The following is a 15,132-nucleotide window of genomic DNA, read 5'->3' on the forward strand; positions in this document are numbered from 1 at the left end:
CCTGAATATGGCAATCAAATTGATCAATATTGGTTTCGGCAATATCGTGTCGGCCAACCGAATTATCTCCATCGTCAGTCCGGAGTCTGCTCCGATCAAGCGGATTATACAGGAAGCCAGGGACCGTCATATGCTAATTGATGCTACCTATGGCCGCCGGACGCGGGCTGTTATTATTACAGACAGTGATCATGTAATCCTGTCTGCGGTGCAGCCGGAGACGGTCGCTCATCGCCTATCCACTAAAGATGATGACAATGACGAATAAAAATGGAGTGTACTATGGCTAAGGGATTATTATTTGTAATATCCGGACCTTCGGGTGTCGGTAAAGGGACGGTAGGCAACGCATTGCGTGATAAGCTACCAGAGATAACATACTCCGTTTCTGCTACAACTCGAACACCTCGTTCAGGCGAACAGGATGGAGTGACCTATTTTTTTAAAACGCGTGAAGAATTTTTGGGTATGATTGAACGAGATGAAATGCTGGAGTATGCTGAGTATGTAGGGAACTATTATGGTACTCCACGTGATTTTGTAGATCAGACGCTTGCGCAGGGAAAAGATATTTTTCTGGAGATTGAAGTTCAGGGAGCGCTAAAGGTTAAAGAAAAATTTCCAGAAGGCATATTCATTTTTCTGCTTCCGCCTTCGCTAGACGAATTAAAGGATAGAATCCGGGGACGGGGCACAGAAACTCAAGCGACCATAGACCACCGTATGTCGGTAGCTGTGGATGAAATGAATTTGTTGCGTCACTATGATTATGCGGTCGTCAATGATGAGATTGATTTCGCTTGTAAACGAATAGAATCCATTATTATCGCCGAACATTGTAAGGTTCATCCTTAAACGAGGGCTTTACATATGCCAAGCGTACCTAAAGAGAAATAATACTGTATAAGCTGAGCTTGAAGGTGTACACTGGAGTTCAGCTTATACAGTCCCAAAACTACATGAAGAGGTGTCTATTCGTGCTGTATCCTTCCATTGATGAAATGATGAAAAAGGCAGATAGTAAGTATTCGTTGGTTGTAGCGGCTTCACGTCGTGCCAGACAGTTGCGCGAGGGTGAAAAGACGACTCTCAAGAATCCTAAATCCCACAAACAGGTTGGAGTGGCGTTGGAAGAGATTTACGCGGATCATCTGCGTCTTGAAAGCGGCGAAGACGAGTAAGAATTATACACAACTATTATAACCGGGCGCAATGCCAATTCCTTTGACAACCGCAAGGTTGTTATTTTTTTAGGTCAGGGGGAGTTAACGATGTTGAAGGGAAAAGTTATTATTCTTGGTATAACTGGCGGAATTGCTGCTTACAAAGGGGCTGCGCTGTGCAGTAGGTTGACGCAAAAGGGAGCCGAGGTTCATGTGATTATGACGGCCTCTGCCAAGGAGTTTATTACCGAACTTACGTTGCAGTCGCTCTCTCGTAATCCGGTGTACAGTGACACATTTGATGAAAGAGAGCCGTCAGTCGTATCCCATATTCATCTGGCGGATGCGGCTGATTTGGTGCTTGTTGCTCCTGCAACTGCGAATATTATCGGGAAAATGGCGCATGGTCTTGCTGATGATATGCTGTCTACAACGCTGCTGGCTACAACAGCGCCTATTATGGTGGCCCCTGCGATGAACGTACATATGTACACTCATCCGGCAGTCATGCAAAATATGGAGACGCTTGTATCACGTGGCGTGAAGATGATTGAGCCTGGTGAAGGATTACTGGCTTGCGGTTACGTTGGCAAAGGACGTTTGGAAGAGCCGGACACAATTGTGCAAACCATAGAGCGCTTTTTTGATCAGCAAGCTCAGGAACAAAAAACCAACATCAAGTCTGAACCACGATGGTTTGGTGGCGAATCTATGGAGGCTCAAGTGCCTGAGTCACTTGTGAATGAGAATGAATCGGTGCTTTCAGGCAAAAAAGTCATTGTAACGGCTGGAGGCACGATAGAGCGAATTGATCCAGTGCGTTATATCACAAATGATTCATCTGGCAAAATGGGCTTTGCCATTGCAAAAGTGGCTCAGGAGATGGGTGCAGAGGTGCACTTGATTGCTGCCAATACCAGCGCGGAACCGCCTGCTGGTATTATGCTTGAAAGAGTCCAGTCAGCTGAAGACATGTACGCCGCTGTATTAAAGCAATGGGAAACGAGCGATATGGTCGTTATGGCTGCTGCAGTTGCAGATTATCGACCACGTGAGATTGCACAGACCAAGATCAAGAAAAAAGATAGTGTATTTACGCTAGAGCTAGTGAAGAACGTCGATATTCTAGAATCACTCGGACAGAGTAAGAAACATCAATTTTTAATTGGCTTTGCAGCTGAAACCGAACATTTGGAGACGTATGCGATAGATAAATTAGAACGTAAAAATTGTGATTTGATCGTGGCAAACGATGTAACTGTGAATGGTGCTGGTTTTGGCGTCGATACGAATGCTGTTCAAATTTATGACCGAAGCGGGATCGTAGAGCGTATTCCTGTACAGTCAAAGGAAGAAGTTGCGCGTAAGTTGCTTACTATAGCCGCGGGACGCATGGGTGGGGTGCTGCATTAATGGAGACGGGCAATTTAGTTGCCAAGGTCATTGTCGATGTACCTGCCAAGGATACGGACCGCACCTTCGATTATCTGATACCAGACTCAATGAGACCTTGGATTGAGCCGGGTAGCCGGGTAGCTGTGCCATTTGGCAAACGGACGGTGCAGGCTTTTGTCATCTCGGTAGTCCCAGCTGATGATCCACCGAAATACAGGATGAGAGCGATCCAGGAGTTACTGGATTTGGTACCACCCTTATCTGCCGACCTAGTCGAACTGGGCAAATGGATGAGCGAACGTTATGCTTGTAATCAAATTATGGCACTGCAAGTGATGATTCCTACCGCGCTCAAGGGCAAAGCAGAACGTTATATCTCAATTGCCGAACAGCATGAGTTAACGCATCCACAGCGTACTATACAACCGAATCAGGGCGATGAACTCGAATGGGCACTTCTGACCGACGATGGTATGAGTGATCCGACGGAGCGTCGGATTGTTAGCTTCATTCAGGAGAAGGAGCAAGTCCCATTGCAGCAACTCAGTCGACGTTTCCCTGAGGAAGCAGAGGTTATTAAATCACTGTTACGCCGGGGTGTGCTTCAGGAAAGTCAAGTTATTAAAGACAAACTCGGCAAAAAGACCATGAAATCCGTTGATCTGGCTATCGGCATAGACGAGGCATCAACGGCGCTGGAGCAATTTTCTGCCAAAGCGCAGCGTCAGCGGGAGGTACTTGCTTTTTTGCTGGAACGTAGCGAGTTTCTGCCTCTGTCGCTGAAGGAGGTCATGACCTCACTGAGTGTATCGGCAGCAACGGTTAAGGCGCTGGAAGATAAGGGCTACGTGTTGCTGGAGGATGTCGAAGTGTTCCGCGACCCATACCGGGGCAGACACTTCAAGCCTACAGAGCCACTCCCTCTCACGGCAGAGCAGCAATCGGTATATGAACGGATTATTCGCCAGCTGGACACGCGTGAGCAGGGAGCTTATTTGTTGCATGGAGTCACAGGGAGCGGTAAGACGGAAATCTATCTACAGACGATTCAGCGTTGTATTGAGCAGAATCGTCAGGCCATTGTACTGGTACCTGAAATATCGTTAACCCCACAAATGGTAGAACGTTTTAAAGGCCGCTTTGGCGATCAGGTAGCAGTGATGCACAGTAGGTTGTCCGGGGGGGAACGGTACGATGAGTGGCGCAAAATACGCGAAGGCCGTGTGAAAGTGGCGATTGGTGCTCGCTCGGCAGTATTTGCGCCTTTTCGTGAGTTAGGTCTTATTATTATGGATGAGGAGCACGAAACGTCCTACAAGCAGGAAGAGACACCTAAATACCATGCGCGTGATGTTGCCATTCGCAGAGCCCATCAGCATGGGGCTGTCGTTATTCTCGGCTCGGCAACACCGTCGCTGGAAAGCTACTATGCGGCTCGCTCACAAAGCAACGACGAGTTTGCGCCGTTGCTGCTTGAAATGCCAACTCGCGCATTGGGGAACACGTTACCCGAAGTACATATCATGGATATGCGTGAGGAACTGCGTGCTGGCAACCGCTCTATGTTCAGCCGTGCGTTGCATAATGGAATTGCAGAGCGGTTAGAGCGTAAGGAGCAGACGGTACTACTGTTGAATCGGCGTGGGCACTCCACGTTCGTCATGTGCCGTAGCTGTGGCTATGTCGCGGGTTGTCCGCATTGTGATATTTCCCTTACGTATCATCAGCGGTCGAACAATTTACGTTGCCATTACTGTGGTTATTCCGAGCCCGTGCCTCAGACTTGCCCTGAGTGCGGTAGTGAGCATATTCGTTATTTCGGTACAGGTACCCAGCGAGTGGAAGAAGAGCTGGCGAAGCTATTCCCCGGTATACGTGTTGTTCGAATGGATGTTGATACAACGACAGAAAAAAATGCCCACGAAAAGCTTCTCAAGCAATTTCGTGATAAAAAAGCGGACGTGCTGCTCGGTACTCAAATGGTTGCCAAAGGCCTGGACTTTCCCGATGTGACACTGGTTGGTGTCATTACTGCGGATTCGGCTCTCAATTTACCGGATTTTCGGGCTGCGGAAAAGACATTTCAGCTGTTAACACAAGTAGCTGGACGGGCTGGGAGACATCAATTGCCGGGGGAAGTATTCGTACAATCCTATACTCCAGAGCATTATTCGGTGATTCACGCAAGTCGCCATGATTATGCTTCTTTTGTGAGGGAAGAATTGAAACACCGCCGCAATTTGCACTATCCACCATATTGTCGTCTTATTTTGGTGACCTTTTCTCATGAACAACTCCCGGTGCTGGTCCGATTGGCTGAGAATTATTCAGCAACACTACAGGGACGGGCCAGACAACGGGGCTGGTTCGGGAATATGGATCGTCTTACATCGGATGTACTCGACATTTTGGGGCCAGTAGCTTCACCCATTTCGAGAATCAAGAATAGATACCGATTTCAATGTATGATAAAATGGCGTGGAAATATCGATGCGATTAGTTTGGCTCAGCAAGTAGCTGATGAAATGGCCGAATCCGCACAGGCACAAAAGTTGCTGATTAGTCTGGATGTTGATCCGCAAATGCTTATGTAGAGTGTTGCCACAAAAGTTATTATCACAATTAATGCGGACAAGCCGTCCGTACATAGGATAATGTAGCAGTCGCGTGTGTGATGAATACAGTTAAGCCTAAATGAAACATAAAGAGGAAGGTGTTCTGTTGTCATGTCAATTAGAATTATAGTGTTGGAGCCGGATGACGTATTGCACAAAGTAGCAAAGGAAGTCACTAAAATTACGCCTAACGTGCAAAAGCTGCTCGACGATATGGCAGATACGATGTATGAAGCGGAGGGAGTAGGTCTTGCTGCTCCGCAAGTAGGTATTTTGAAGCGTCTCATTGTTGTAGATGCTGGAGATGAGCATGGATTGATTAAAATGATCAATCCAGAGATCGTGGCCGAAGAAGGGGAGGAATTGGGTCCTGAAGGCTGCCTGAGTATACCTGGGTTGAACGGGGATGTGCGTCGTGCCGAGAAGGTTACAGTCAAGGGACTGGACCGCGAGGGTAAGGCCATTACCGTTACAGCGACAGGATTGCTTTCTCGTGCTTTTCAGCATGAAATTGACCATTTAAATGGAATTTTATTCACGGATATTGCAGAAAAAGTATATGAGGTTGCGCTGGAACAGCCAGGACCGAACCGTCAGATAGGAGAGTGAGGTTCGATGAGTCAAGACATTCGTATTATCTTTATGGGTACGCCTGAGTTTGCAGTGCCATCGCTGAACATGTTACTGGACAACGGTTATAACGTGGTCGGTGTGATTACACAGCCCGATAAGCCACAGGGACGAAAAAAAATATTGACGCCTACACCAGTCAAGGAAGCGGCAGAAAAACGCGGATTACCTGTACTGCAACCGACCCGCCTGCGCCAGCCAGAAGCGGTGGCCCAGGTGGCAGAGCTGCGTCCTGATCTGATCGTAACCGCAGCCTATGGGCAAATTTTGCCTAAGTCCGTACTAGACTTGCCTCGGTTCGGCTGTCTGAATGTGCATGGTTCGTTACTTCCCCGTTATCGGGGAGGTGCACCGATCCAGCGTGCGATTATTAACGGTGAGACCGTAACGGGTGTGACGCTGATGTATATGGCGGAAGGACTGGATACTGGCGATATGATATCGCGAGTTGAGGTTGCTATAGAGCCGGAGGATACCTCCGGTACGATTTTTGAGAAGTTAAGCGTAGCTGGAGCAAAGCTTTTGCAGGACGAGCTGCCTAAGTTGCTGGCAGGCCAATCAGACCGTACGCCGCAAAATGAGGACGAGGCTACCTATGCCCCTAACCTGAACCGCGACGATGAGCGCATTTCGTGGAGTGACAATGCACAGCAGATATACAACCGGATTCGCGGCCTTGTTCCCTTTTCCGGCGCGTTTACGCTTTGGGAGGGAAATGTTTTTAAAATATGGGCTGCTGAGCAGCCTTTCATAAATAATGAAGTGAGTGTCTCAAATGCTCCAGCACCCGGGACGGTTCTTCAATTGACCGCTCGTGGCATTGAGGTGCAGACAGGCGAAGGAACTCTCTGGCTGACTCAGGTTCAACCGGCTGGCAAAAAAGTTATGGATGCTGGAACCTTTGCACGCGGCGGACAGATGAAGCCAGGCATGGTGCTCGGATGAGCGGGAGTCACTCCCGCCAGGGAGGCCAAGGCAAGGGAGTGGGTGCCAGAACCGGCAAGACTCGCAATCAGACGGCGCGGGAAGTTGCACTTGATGTGTTGACCAGTGTGGAGCAAGAGGGTGCGTATAGCAATCTTGAGCTAAATCGTCGGCTTCAGCAGGCAGGTTTGTCTGCAAGTGATGCTGGTTTGGCGACGGAACTTGTATACGGTACAGTCGCACGCCGAAATACACTAGATTATTTTTTGAATAAATTTGTTCAAAAAGGAACGGCCAAGCTTCAGGCTTGGGTACGTTCGTTGCTGCGGATGAGTGTGTATCAGGTGGTGTATCTGGATCGAGTTCCGGATCATGCAGTCGTTAGTGAAGCGGTGACCATTGCCAAGCGGCGTGGGCATCAGGGTATTTCCGGTATGGTCAACGGCGTGCTCCGCAGCATGCTGCGTGAGCCGGACAAGCTGCGTATTCCTGACAATTTGTCACCGGAGGAACGGATTTCATTAGAACATTCCCATCCACAGTGGCTGGTTAAGCGCTGGATTAAGCAGTACGGTGCAGATACTGCTGAGGCTATCTGTCAGGCTAATAATGAGCCCCCTGCGGTCAGCGTACGGGTGAATACGACAATGATCAGCCGTGATCAGCTGCTGGACGAGATGAACTCAAAAGGGCTTGATGCCGTTCCTTCGGCAGTTAGTCCCTATGGGATTGTTGTTCGTAGCGGTGGAAATATGGCGCTTACCTCGTGGTATACGGACGGCTTGCTGTCCGTACAGGATGAAAGCTCCATGCTCGTTGCCGAAGCAGTCGCTCCTGAGCCTGGCATGCTGGTACTGGATTGCTGTGCCGCTCCAGGTGGCAAAACAGCTCATATGGCTGAGCTGATGAAGGATCACGGACGGATAGTTGCGAATGATCTGCATGCCCATAAGCATCAATTAATTCGTGAACAGGCTAATCGACTTGGTCTGGATGCCGTGGAAACAGTCACTGGTGATGCGCTAGAACTGAAGGAACGATATGCTCCAGCTTCTTTTGACCGTATTTTGCTGGATGCGCCATGCTCTGGCTTTGGAGTGATTCGTCGTAAACCGGACCTGCGTTGGAGCAAAACTGCGCAGGATGTTCGCGACATTACACAGCTTCAGCATGAGCTGCTGGATAGTGTGGCGGGACTGTTGAAGCCAGGTGGTATTCTGGTATACAGCACATGCACGATTGAACCGGACGAAAATGAAGGACAATTGACTCAATTTTTAAGCGAACATCCAGAGTATGAATTGGCAGAGGGTCATTCCTTCCCGGACGTGAGCCGCGAAAAGGATAGTATACAGGGAGGCTCGGTACAGCTGTTACCGCAGCATTTCCACAGCGACGGATTTTATATCGCGCGCCTGCGTCGGGTGAAATAGCGCGGAAGAGAATTCCAGGCAGCTTTCCACCAGTATTTCCACATTCCGCCGGAACATTTCCGGCGGTTTTTTGCATGAAGACGAAAAATTTTTACCCCCTCAGGGATTTGTGCTAAAATAGGAAGAATGAAAAATACTATCTGCGATCAAACAGAACTTAATGAAGAAGGAACGGGTGCAAACATTGATGAAACCTTTTATATATGATTTAACTCTGGAGGAGCTTCAGGACTGGGCCAAGAACAATGGCGAGCCTGCTTTTCGTGGAGGACAAATTTTTGACTGGCTGTATGTGAAGCGAGTCAATGATTTCAGCGAGATGACGAATTTGTCCAAGGCGCTGAGAGAGAAGCTTGAGGAGCAATTTAGTTTTGTGACGCTTAGTGAAATTACAAAGTTGGAATCGAAGGACGGTACAGTAAAATTCCTGTTCGGTTTGCACGATGATCATGCCATTGAAACGGTCATTATGAGACACAATTACGGAAACAGCATTTGTGTAACGACTCAAGTGGGTTGCCGGATTGGTTGTACTTTCTGCGCTTCGACGCTCGGAGGCCTCAAACGGAACCTGACGGCTGGTGAAATTACTGCACAGGTGGTGCAGGCTCAGAAAATTTTGGATAAAACCAATGAACGAGTGAGTAGCATCGTGATTATGGGCTCGGGCGAGCCTTTTGAAAACTATGAAGCGACCATGACGTTTTTACGTACAATGGTTCATGAAAAAGGTCTGAACATTGGTCAACGTCATATCACAGTGTCGACCAGCGGTATTGTACCGAATATTTATAAATTTGCCGACGAGGATACCCAGATTAATCTGGCAATATCCATTCATGCGCCTAATGATGCGCTTCGTTCGAAGCTGATGCCTGTAAATCGGCGTTATCCCTTTAAGGATGTTATGGATTCTCTACGTTACTATCTTGCTAAGACGGGGCGGAGAATTTCGTTTGAATATGCCCTGATTGGTGGGGTAAACGATCAGGCAGAACATGCTGAAGAGCTAGCGGATGTGTTAAAGGACATGCTGTGTCACGTCAATTTGATTCCAGTCAATCATGTGCCTGAGCGCAAGTATGTACGCACATCACGCAGTGATATTTTTAATTTCCAACGTATTCTTGCCGAAAAAGGCGTCAATGTGACGATCCGGCGTGAACAGGGTCACGATATTGCCGCTGCTTGCGGTCAGTTGCGTGCAAAGCATATGGAGTTGGGGTGAAACCATTTGATCAAAACAGTTCATGTCAGCCATGTCGGACGTGTACGTTCGGTGAATGAGGATTCTGCCTGGATCAGGCACTTGGAGCAAGGCTATATCCTTGGGATTGTTGCCGATGGTATGGGGGGGCATTTGGCCGGTGATACGGCCAGCCGCCTTGCGGTAGAGACACTTGCCGCTGATTTGGCGACGCTGGAGAGCGGATTATCCGCACATTCTTTGACGGCGGCGCTCAGCGACGCTATTTTGCATGCCAATGAAGTCATCTTCCAGACGGCTGCACGCGATGAAAAGTATCATAATATGGGAACGACAGTTGTTGCGGTTTTATTAAACGACGCATCCGGAATTATCGGACATATCGGTGACAGTCGTGCCTATGTCATTTCTAAAGGAGCGGTACGTCAGCTTACAGAAGACCATACTTTGGTTAATGAGCTGTTCAAAAACGGTCAGATCAGTAAGGAAGAACGGGAGAACCATCCTCGTCGCAATGTACTGACACGGGCGCTGGGCACTGATTCCGAGGTGAAAGTGGATATTGACTCCATTGCGCTGGAAAAAGGCGATGTACTGTTACTGTGTAGCGACGGATTAAGCAATCTGGTAACGGAAGAACAAATCAGCAAAGTAGTAGGTGCCGCAGAGAATCCTTTGGAGGAGCGCGCGGATCGTCTGCTACATCTGGCGTTGCTTGCCGGAGGAGACGATAACATTACTGTAGCTTTGTTTGAATTGCCCGACGACACGGTTTCATTGAGTGAAAAGGGGTGTGACGCATGATCGGGCACCTGCTAGGGGGAAGATACGAAATTATTGAGCGTATCGGTGGCGGCGGTATGGCGCTGGTGTATAAGGCTCAAGACATTTTGCTGAATCGCAATGTCGCAGTTAAAGTGTTGCGCCAGCAATTTGTTCATGATGAGGAATTTATTCGCCGATTTCGGCGTGAGGCGCAGTCTGCGGCCTCGCTTTCGCATTCGAATGTGGTCAGTATTTATGATGTCGGCCAAGAGGATGAAATCCATTATATTGTAATGGAGTGCATCGAAGGTAAAAATTTGAATGAGATTATTAAAGAACGTGCACCATTGCAAGTGGATGAAGCAGTACGGATTGCTTCCCAGATTTGTGATGCGCTGGAGCATGCCCATCAAAATCAGATCATTCACCGAGACATTAAGCCTCATAATATATTAATTGGACGTAATGGACGGGTTAAGGTAACTGATTTTGGGATTGCTAGAGCTGTTACGTCAACGACCATTACCCAGACGGGTTCTGTTGTGGGTTCTGTTCATTATTTTTCACCTGAGCATGCAAAGGGTGTCGTCACCGGCGAAAAATCGGACTTATATTCTTTAGGTATTGTCTTATATCAAATGCTGACAGCGCAGCTCCCTTTCCTGGGAGAAAGTCCAATTAGTGTAGCGCTCAAGCATTTGCAAGAGGAATTTGAGGAACCACGTAAAATTAATCCGTTGATTCCGCAAAGTGTGGAAAATGTCATTCTAAAATCCATGCGCAAAAATCCAGAAGAGCGTTATCAATCGGCAGACGAAATGCTAAAAGATCTGGAAACCTGTTTGCTGCCGGGACGGCGTAATGAATCCAAGCTGGAGTTTACACATTTGGATGATGAGGATCAAACACGGGTTATTCCGGCTATTAAGCCTCAACAATTAGGGATGTCTTCTAGTGGCGATGATGTACCTGTTCAACCGCGTGAGTCTGAACAGCTTCCGAGCAAGCAATCGTCCAAAAATAATAGAAAAAAAGCGATCTTGTGGGTAACACTAGTGTTGGTGTTACTTCTGTGCATGGGCGGAGTGGTGTACTATGTGCAAAGTGTACTTGTCGTGCCTGAGGTAAAAGTACCAGGTGTATTGACACAAACAGAAGACCAAGCGAAGGTTAATCTCAGTAAAGCGGGATTACTCATTGAGGAGCCAATACAGCATGAATACAAAGAGGGAATCGCGCCAGGAGTTGTATTTTATCAAAGCTATCCTGCAGATTCTTTAGTCAAGGAAGGAACCAAGATTAGTCTGAAAGTCGGGATTGCCAAGCCGCTCACTCCGATGCCGGATGTCAAAGGCCAAAGCTACGAGAATGCTGTTAAGCTGCTGACCGCCCAGCAAATTAAGGAGACGCAGATTCAGCAAAATGAGCAGTTCAGTGATCAGGCCGCGGGGACCGTCCTTAGTCAGACACCCGCTGCAAATGAGCCATTTGATAAGGACTCAGTCCAGGTTGTGCTCACAGTCAGCAAGGGCGCTGATACTGTGAAAATGCCAAGCCTGGTAGGGAAGACGCAGAACCAAGCAGAAAATGAGGTTAAAAAGGCAGGGCTGAAGGTTGGCTCGATTAAAGAAGAATTTAGCTATGAGCAGGAAAAAGGAAGAGTAACCAAACAGTGGCCGTCAGAGGCAGGCAGTGAGTTGCCACCAAATACGGAAATTACGTTTTATGTAAGCACGGGTTACCCGCCAGAAGCTATTACACTACCATTTAATGTGCCTGTTGCGCCGAAGGAAGAGGGCAAAAACAGCAAAATTCGTATCACTTATACGGATGCGCGTGGAGAAAATCAGGAATGGGGAAGCCGTACGATTAATACGACACAGATGTTCACTATCAATCTGCTAATGGCTCCGAACAAAGACAGTGTTGTCTCAGTATTTAGAGATGGTGACTTTATTGATACGTATCCAGTCTCTTATATTGAGGCGAAAAATGGAACGGTGACGATGCCCCAAATTGCTCCGCCTGCTGGAACTTCACCAACGGATACACCTGATGGTACTTCCTCGCAGAATGGAAGTGGAAACGGCGAGGAAGGTGATAGCGGGGGATCTTCTAATGATACTGGCAATAGTGGAGGCGACTCGAACAATCAGGAGGGCACAGGAGGTAATGGTGACCCTTCCGCCTTTGTTCCTGGAACGAATTCCACGGGGAGTACGCGCAGTGAGTTGGCGGTTAGTCATAAAAACAACCCAGGCCACGCAAAGAAGGAAAAAGTGATTGAGGCTGTTCAGCATCAGTAAACTTGCAATAGGAAGATGCTCAACCTGTTATACGCAATGAAACTTGAACATTATGAAGGAGGACATCTTACACATGCCTGAAGGTCTGATCGTCAAGGCGCTTAGCGGATATTATTATGTCTCCAGCCTGGATCAGGATGGGCGTCCGGTATCTGGCGAAGCTACAGTACAATGCAGAGCACGCGGCATTTTTAAGAAAAAAGAGATTACGCCTCTTGTCGGTGATCGGGTCGTTTACGAACTGACTGAGAACGGGGAAGGTATGGTCGAGGAGATTAGAAAGCGTACGACAGAGCTAATTCGTCCTCCAGTAGCTAATACCACGCTAGCCGTGCTACTGTTTTCCTTGCGTGAGCCGGATTTAAACCTGCCTTTACTGGACAAATTTTTAGTCCATATTGAGCACGCCGGACTGGATACGATTATCTGTCTGACTAAGCGCGATTTGTATGAAGGCAGTCCTTCAGAGGATGACACCGTGCTGGCCGTTCAGGAAATGTACCGGAAGATCGGTTATGAGGTGCTGGTAACCAGTGCCCGTACCGGAGAAGGGACGGCTGAGCTTAAGAAGCTGTTGGCTGGTCAAATCAGCGTGTTTTCCGGGCAGTCAGGTGTAGGAAAGTCTTCCATGCTTAATGCTCTGGAGCCTGGGTTAACGCTGGAGACGAGCGCCATAAGCAATAAGCTGGGCCGAGGAAAACATACAACTCGTCATGTGGAGCTGATTCCTCTAGACAACGGAGGGTTTGTAGCAGATACACCGGGGTTTAGCCAGCTGGATTTTCTGGAGCTAGGTGTGGATGAGTTATCTCCCTGTTTTCGTGAATTCCAGCAGTATGCGGAAGGATGTAAATTTCGGGGGTGTACCCATATTCACGAGCCTAGCTGTAAAGTAAGAGAGGCCCTGGAAGAAGGCCATATTTCACAGGGACGATATGATAGCTATTTGCAGTTCTATCAGGAATTAAAAGAAAAAAAGCGGAGGTACTGAGTATATGTTAAAAATAGCACCGTCGATTTTATCCGCTGATTTTGCTCGCTTGGGCAGTGAAGTTGCGGAAGCTGAGGCAGGAGGGGCAGACTGGATTCATGTGGATGTAATGGATGGACATTTTGTATCCAATATTACACTGGGCCCACCTATCGTTCAGGCTATTCGTCCGCATACGACTCTTCCCTTAGATGTTCATCTGATGATTGAGCATCCTGAACGCTATATTGGCGATTTCGTAAAAGCAGGAGCCAACATCATCACTGTTCATGCTGAGGCCTGTGTTCATTTGCATGGTGTCCTTCACTTGATCAAGCAGCAAGGCGCTCTGGCTGGAGTGGCTCTCAATCCGGGTACTTCACCATACGCGATCAAGGAAGTGCTGCCAAATGTGGATATGATTCTGGTGATGACGGTCAATCCTGGCTTTGGAGGTCAGTCCTTCATTCCAGAGACGTTAAATAAAATCAGACAAATCCGTGCTTGGTTGAACGAACTGGGTCGTCCAGACGTACATATCGAGGTAGACGGAGGTATTGCGGAGGAGACGGCACCAGCCGTATTTGAAGCGGGGGCTGACGTGCTGGTGGCTGGGAGTGCGGTATTTGGCAGAGCAGACCGCGCTGCGGCTATAGCTGCGATTCGGGACAGTGCAGCACGTTTGTCCAAGTGAAGCTGACCGAAGCATTGTGGATGACTGTAGCGAGCATGGCGACGGGGTTGACCCTTAGCTGTTTCTCGCTAGTGAAGGCTCCTTGGAATGCTGTTCTTTCACTTTTGGCTGTTCTAATTGTACTGTTTTATTTTCGGAAAAATGAACGGCGTGGTTTACGAATAGGTTTTGTAGTGTGCAGCGTACTTTATTATATCCTGTTTATTTTCATACTCTCAGCATATCTCTATATTCGCGGACTTGTCTGATGGTATAGCCTGGGATGGTTGTGCATAAATATGGTTACATGAGCGGGATTCTCATGTAGCCTTTTTTTGTGGGGCAACAACCCTTGACAGGTTGCATAAACTACAGAGAACGGATGCAGGAGGATGATGGGGAGGGTGAGGCATGAAGTTTTACACAATCAAGCTGCCAAAATTTCTGGGTGGATTCGTTAAAGCCATTTTGAATACATTCCAGAAAAACTGAATTCAACGTAATGTAAACACAGGATGTAGGATGAAAGCTGGAGGTACACAGGGCATGCTTCCCGGGCACAACAGATAGGTAGCTCGGCAGTAAAAGATAGGAACGCACGGGAAGGTGCCTGACATTTTGTTCTCCTGAACCAGATGGATATTACTTTTCGAATAACCAAAAAAGCACCCGTTTAAAACGAGGTGCCTTTTGCTTATAACGATATTTTTTTACGACTACACGCGAGTCACTTTACCGGCTTTCAATGCACGAGTGCTGACATAAACGCGTTTCGGTTTACCGTTAACGAGAATGCGAACTTTTTGTACGTTGACGCCCCAAGTACGGCGATTACGGTTGTTAGCGTGAGATACGTGGTTACCGCTGCCAGGCTTTTTGCCTGTTACAGAACATTTACGAGACATGATTCCACCTCCTATTCTGAAAATAACCAAATTCCATACGGAACGGGTCTCTCTTCAGGCCGACTGGGTCAGCCGGACTTTGTAAGTCACTAACCTGAACAAAACAATACTTAAATATAATATCATAGTCAAAAAAGCTCCGTCAA

At 47.9% G+C, this 15,132-nt stretch carries 15 protein-coding genes; 14 read left to right on the plus strand and 1 reads right to left on the minus strand.

What is annotated here, in order from left to right:
- Positions 1-7: 7 nt before the first annotated feature.
- The 14 genes from remA to spoVM all read left to right on the plus strand — a co-directional run bounded on the left by remA (position 8) and on the right by spoVM (position 14,573).
- Positions 8-268, plus strand: coding sequence for an extracellular matrix/biofilm regulator RemA (gene remA, locus NSQ58_RS12660; protein WP_005548256.1), 261 nt, complete (start codon positions 8-10; stop codon positions 266-268).
- A 14-nt stretch (positions 269-282) separates the two neighbouring features.
- Positions 283-855, plus strand: a complete 573-nt coding sequence (gene gmk / locus NSQ58_RS12665; protein WP_013310894.1) for a guanylate kinase — start codon at positions 283-285, stop codon at positions 853-855.
- A gap of 122 nt (positions 856-977) precedes the next feature.
- Positions 978-1,181 (plus strand): DNA-directed RNA polymerase subunit omega, encoded by a 204-nt coding sequence (rpoZ, locus tag NSQ58_RS12670; RefSeq protein ID WP_013310893.1) that lies wholly within the window; start codon positions 978-980, stop codon positions 1,179-1,181.
- Between the two features lie 90 nt (positions 1,182-1,271).
- Positions 1,272-2,576, plus strand: a complete 1,305-nt coding sequence (gene coaBC, locus NSQ58_RS12675) for a bifunctional phosphopantothenoylcysteine decarboxylase/phosphopantothenate--cysteine ligase CoaBC (protein ID WP_316243918.1) — start codon at positions 1,272-1,274, stop codon at positions 2,574-2,576.
- Positions 2,576-5,152: a primosomal protein N' gene (priA, locus tag NSQ58_RS12680; RefSeq protein ID WP_028540561.1), complete on the plus strand. Its 2,577-nt coding sequence runs from the start codon at positions 2,576-2,578 to the stop codon at positions 5,150-5,152. The genes coaBC and priA overlap by 1 nt, the downstream gene beginning before the upstream one ends.
- Before the next feature lie 132 nt (positions 5,153-5,284).
- Positions 5,285-5,782: a peptide deformylase gene (gene def, locus NSQ58_RS12685; protein WP_013310890.1), complete on the plus strand. Its 498-nt coding sequence runs from the start codon at positions 5,285-5,287 to the stop codon at positions 5,780-5,782.
- 6 nt (positions 5,783-5,788) lie between these two features.
- Entirely contained in the window at positions 5,789-6,748 is a 960-nt protein-coding gene (fmt, locus tag NSQ58_RS12690) for a methionyl-tRNA formyltransferase (protein ID WP_028540562.1), read from the plus strand.
- Positions 6,745-8,160 (plus strand): 16S rRNA (cytosine(967)-C(5))-methyltransferase RsmB, encoded by a 1,416-nt coding sequence (gene rsmB / locus NSQ58_RS12695; RefSeq protein WP_076264817.1) that lies wholly within the window; start codon positions 6,745-6,747, stop codon positions 8,158-8,160. The genes fmt and rsmB overlap by 4 nt, the downstream gene beginning before the upstream one ends.
- A gap of 187 nt (positions 8,161-8,347) precedes the next feature.
- Positions 8,348-9,388: a 23S rRNA (adenine(2503)-C(2))-methyltransferase RlmN gene (gene rlmN, locus NSQ58_RS12700; RefSeq protein ID WP_013310887.1), complete on the plus strand. Its 1,041-nt coding sequence runs from the start codon at positions 8,348-8,350 to the stop codon at positions 9,386-9,388.
- Positions 9,389-9,394: 6 nt separating this feature from the next.
- Positions 9,395-10,171 carry a Stp1/IreP family PP2C-type Ser/Thr phosphatase gene (locus NSQ58_RS12705; protein WP_025723490.1) on the plus strand — a complete coding sequence of 259 codons (777 nt, stop codon included), beginning with the start codon at positions 9,395-9,397 and terminating at the stop codon, positions 10,169-10,171.
- Entirely contained in the window at positions 10,168-12,438 is a 2,271-nt protein-coding gene (gene pknB / locus NSQ58_RS12710; protein WP_071558518.1) for a Stk1 family PASTA domain-containing Ser/Thr kinase, read from the plus strand. The genes NSQ58_RS12705 and pknB overlap by 4 nt, the downstream gene beginning before the upstream one ends.
- Positions 12,439-12,511: 73 nt before the next feature.
- Positions 12,512-13,429 (plus strand): ribosome small subunit-dependent GTPase A, encoded by a 918-nt coding sequence (rsgA, locus tag NSQ58_RS12715; RefSeq protein ID WP_023989300.1) that lies wholly within the window; start codon positions 12,512-12,514, stop codon positions 13,427-13,429.
- A 4-nt stretch (positions 13,430-13,433) separates the two neighbouring features.
- Positions 13,434-14,102 carry a ribulose-phosphate 3-epimerase gene (rpe, locus tag NSQ58_RS12720; RefSeq protein ID WP_023989299.1) on the plus strand — a complete coding sequence of 223 codons (669 nt, stop codon included), beginning with the start codon at positions 13,434-13,436 and terminating at the stop codon, positions 14,100-14,102.
- A 390-nt stretch (positions 14,103-14,492) separates the two neighbouring features.
- Positions 14,493-14,573, plus strand: coding sequence for a stage V sporulation protein SpoVM (spoVM, locus tag NSQ58_RS12725; RefSeq protein ID WP_010345573.1), 81 nt, complete (start codon positions 14,493-14,495; stop codon positions 14,571-14,573).
- 224 nt (positions 14,574-14,797) lie between these two features.
- On the opposite strand, the gene rpmB is transcribed toward spoVM, so the two are convergent.
- On the minus strand, positions 14,798-14,986 hold the full coding sequence (gene rpmB / locus NSQ58_RS12730; RefSeq protein WP_013310881.1) for a 50S ribosomal protein L28: 189 nt from the start codon (positions 14,984-14,986) through the stop codon (positions 14,798-14,800).
- Between the last annotated feature and the right edge of the window lie 146 nt (positions 14,987-15,132).

Origin of the sequence: Paenibacillus sp. FSL M7-0134 (genome assembly GCF_038007865.1) — a bacterium.
Taxonomy (GTDB): domain Bacteria; phylum Bacillota; class Bacilli; order Paenibacillales; family Paenibacillaceae; genus Paenibacillus; species Paenibacillus polymyxa_B.

Coding starts and splice junctions, on each gene's coding strand:
- remA (WP_005548256.1), top strand. CDS start 8: ATGGCAATCAAATTGATCAATATTGGTTTCGGCAATATCGTGTCGGCC.
- gmk (WP_013310894.1), top strand. CDS start 283: ATGGCTAAGGGATTATTATTTGTAATATCCGGACCTTCGGGTGTCGGT.
- coaBC (WP_316243918.1), top strand. CDS start 1,272: ATGTTGAAGGGAAAAGTTATTATTCTTGGTATAACTGGCGGAATTGCT.
- priA (WP_028540561.1), top strand. CDS start 2,576: ATGGAGACGGGCAATTTAGTTGCCAAGGTCATTGTCGATGTACCTGCC.
- def (WP_013310890.1), top strand. CDS start 5,285: ATGTCAATTAGAATTATAGTGTTGGAGCCGGATGACGTATTGCACAAA.
- fmt (WP_028540562.1), top strand. CDS start 5,789: ATGAGTCAAGACATTCGTATTATCTTTATGGGTACGCCTGAGTTTGCA.
- rsmB (WP_076264817.1), top strand. CDS start 6,745: ATGAGCGGGAGTCACTCCCGCCAGGGAGGCCAAGGCAAGGGAGTGGGT.
- rlmN (WP_013310887.1), top strand. CDS start 8,348: ATGAAACCTTTTATATATGATTTAACTCTGGAGGAGCTTCAGGACTGG.
- pknB (WP_071558518.1), top strand. CDS start 10,168: ATGATCGGGCACCTGCTAGGGGGAAGATACGAAATTATTGAGCGTATC.
- rsgA (WP_023989300.1), top strand. CDS start 12,512: ATGCCTGAAGGTCTGATCGTCAAGGCGCTTAGCGGATATTATTATGTC.
- rpe (WP_023989299.1), top strand. CDS start 13,434: ATGTTAAAAATAGCACCGTCGATTTTATCCGCTGATTTTGCTCGCTTG.
- spoVM (WP_010345573.1), top strand. CDS start 14,493: ATGAAGTTTTACACAATCAAGCTGCCAAAATTTCTGGGTGGATTCGTT.
- rpmB (WP_013310881.1), bottom strand. CDS start 14,986: ATGTCTCGTAAATGTTCTGTAACAGGCAAAAAGCCTGGCAGCGGTAAC.